Raw genomic sequence first — 1875 nt, 5'->3', positions numbered from 1 at the left:
CACCCACCCCTCTCCCACCCCCGAGGTAGTACCTGTCATGACCACCAGCCCGGATCTCCTACCGCCCCCGCGTGCCGAGGCACCCGACGCCGAGGGGACGCCCACCGGCACCCTTGGTGGCGAGGAACGCCGCTCCATCGAACAGATCACCCTGCTCCTCTTCATCGTGGTGCCGTTCCTGGCACTGCTCGCGGCCGTGCCCCTGGCCTGGGGCTGGGGGGTGAGCTGGCTGGACCTGGGCCTGCTGGTGGCCTTCTACTTCCTCGGCTGCCACGGCATCACCATCGGCTTCCACCGCTACTTCACCCACGGCTCCTTCAAGGCGAAGCGGCCGTTGCGGATCGCCCTGGCCATCGCCGGCTCGCTGGCCGTCGAGGGCCCGCTGATCCGCTGGGTCGCCGACCACCGCAGGCACCACAAGCACTCCGACGCCGAGGGCGACCCGCACTCCCCCTGGCGGTACGGCGAGACGGTGCCGGCCCTGATGAAGGGCCTGTGGTGGGCACACATGGCGTGGATGTTCGACAAGGAGCAGACCTCCCAGCAGAAGTACGCCCCCGACCTGATCGCGGACCCCGACATCCGGCGGATCTCCCGTCAGTTCGTGCTGTGGACCGCGGTCTCCCTCGCCGCCCCGGCCGTGATCGGCGGTCTGGTGACCTGGTCCTGGCAGGGCGCGCTGACCGCCTTCTTCTGGGGCTCGCTGGTCCGGGTGGCCCTGCTGCACCACGTGACCTGGTCGATCAACTCGATCTGCCACGCGGTGGGCAACCGGCCCTTCAAGTCGCGCGACCGCTCGGGGAACGTCTGGTGGCTGGCCGTGCTCTCCTGTGGTGAGTCCTGGCACAACCTGCACCACGCCGACCCGACCTGCGCCCGGCACGGCGTGGACCGGTGGCAGGTGGACTCCAGCGCACGGCTGATCCGCTGGTTCGAGCTGGCCGGCTGGGCGCACGACGTGCGCTGGCCGAAGAAGTCGCGCCTCGACGCCAAGCGGGTCTGCGATGACGAGGACGGCTCCCGTCGGGGCCGATCGGATCGACGGGAGAGGGTCGGCGCCGCGGCGGGCACCGGTAACCCGGCGGAGAAGCCCGACATCGGCGCGGCATGATGGAGGGCGTGGCGACCGAGAAGAGCAGTACGGAGAAACCGCCCCGCACCACCCGACGCGCCAGGCGCCGGATGACCGGCACCGAACGCAGGGAGCAACTGCTCGACATCGGTCGCACGCTCTTCGCCGCCCGTGGTTTCGACGGGACGTCGGTGGAGGAGATCGCCGCCAGGGCGGGGGTCTCCAAGCCGGTGGTGTACGAGCACTTCGGTGGCAAGGAGGGCCTGTACGCCGTGGTGGTGGACCGGGAGATGGCCCGGCTGCTGGACATGGTGACCTCCGCGCTCACCGCCGGACACCCCCGTGAGCTGCTGGAACAGGCGGCCTTCGCGCTGCTGGACTACATCGAGCAGCACACCGACGGCTTCCACATACTGGTGCGGGACTCGCCGGTCACCACCCCGACGGGCACCTTCGCCTCGCTGATCGGTGACATAGCCACCAAGGTGGAGGACATCCTGGGGCGCGAGTTCAAGAGCCGGGGTTACGACCCGAAGCTGGCGCCGATGTACGCGCAGGCGCTGGTGGGGATGGTGGCGCTGACCGGCCAGTGGTGGCTGAACGTGCGCAAGCCGAAGAAGGCGGAGGTGGCCGCCCACCTGGTGAACCTCGCCTGGCACGGCCTCCAGGGGTTGGAGCACGAACCCCGCCTGATCGGCCACCGCCGCACCTGAGCGCGGGCCCTCCGAACGCACCGCCCGCAGGGGCCGGCACGCGCGCCGCGTGCCGGCCCCTCGCCGCGTTCGCGATCGCCCGCCCCGCTC

General features: G+C 70.8%; 2 protein-coding genes. Both read left to right on the top strand.

Annotation, left to right across the window (positions count from 1 at the left end):
• The first annotated feature begins 37 nt into the window (after window positions 1-37).
• Entirely contained in the window at window positions 38-1111 is a 1074-nt protein-coding gene (locus tag FNQ90_RS21555; protein WP_182607877.1) for an acyl-CoA desaturase, read from the top strand.
• Entirely contained in the window at window positions 1108-1785 is a 678-nt protein-coding gene (locus FNQ90_RS21550; protein WP_143620767.1) for a TetR/AcrR family transcriptional regulator, read from the top strand. The genes FNQ90_RS21555 and FNQ90_RS21550 overlap by 4 nt, the downstream gene beginning before the upstream one ends.
• Window positions 1786-1875: the final 90 nt, after the last annotated feature.

The organism is Streptomyces alkaliphilus, assembly GCF_014141535.1.
In the GTDB taxonomy this organism is placed as follows: domain Bacteria; phylum Actinomycetota; class Actinomycetes; order Streptomycetales; family Streptomycetaceae; genus Streptomyces; species Streptomyces alkaliphilus.
This window is presented reverse-complemented; position numbering and strand designations above follow the sequence as displayed.

Excerpts from the sequence above, each read along its gene's own strand:
- FNQ90_RS21555 (WP_182607877.1), top strand. The coding sequence starts at position 38 with ATGACCACCAGCCCGGATCTCCTACCGCCCCCGCGTGCCGAGGCACCC.
- FNQ90_RS21550 (WP_143620767.1), top strand. The coding sequence starts at position 1,108 with ATGATGGAGGGCGTGGCGACCGAGAAGAGCAGTACGGAGAAACCGCCC.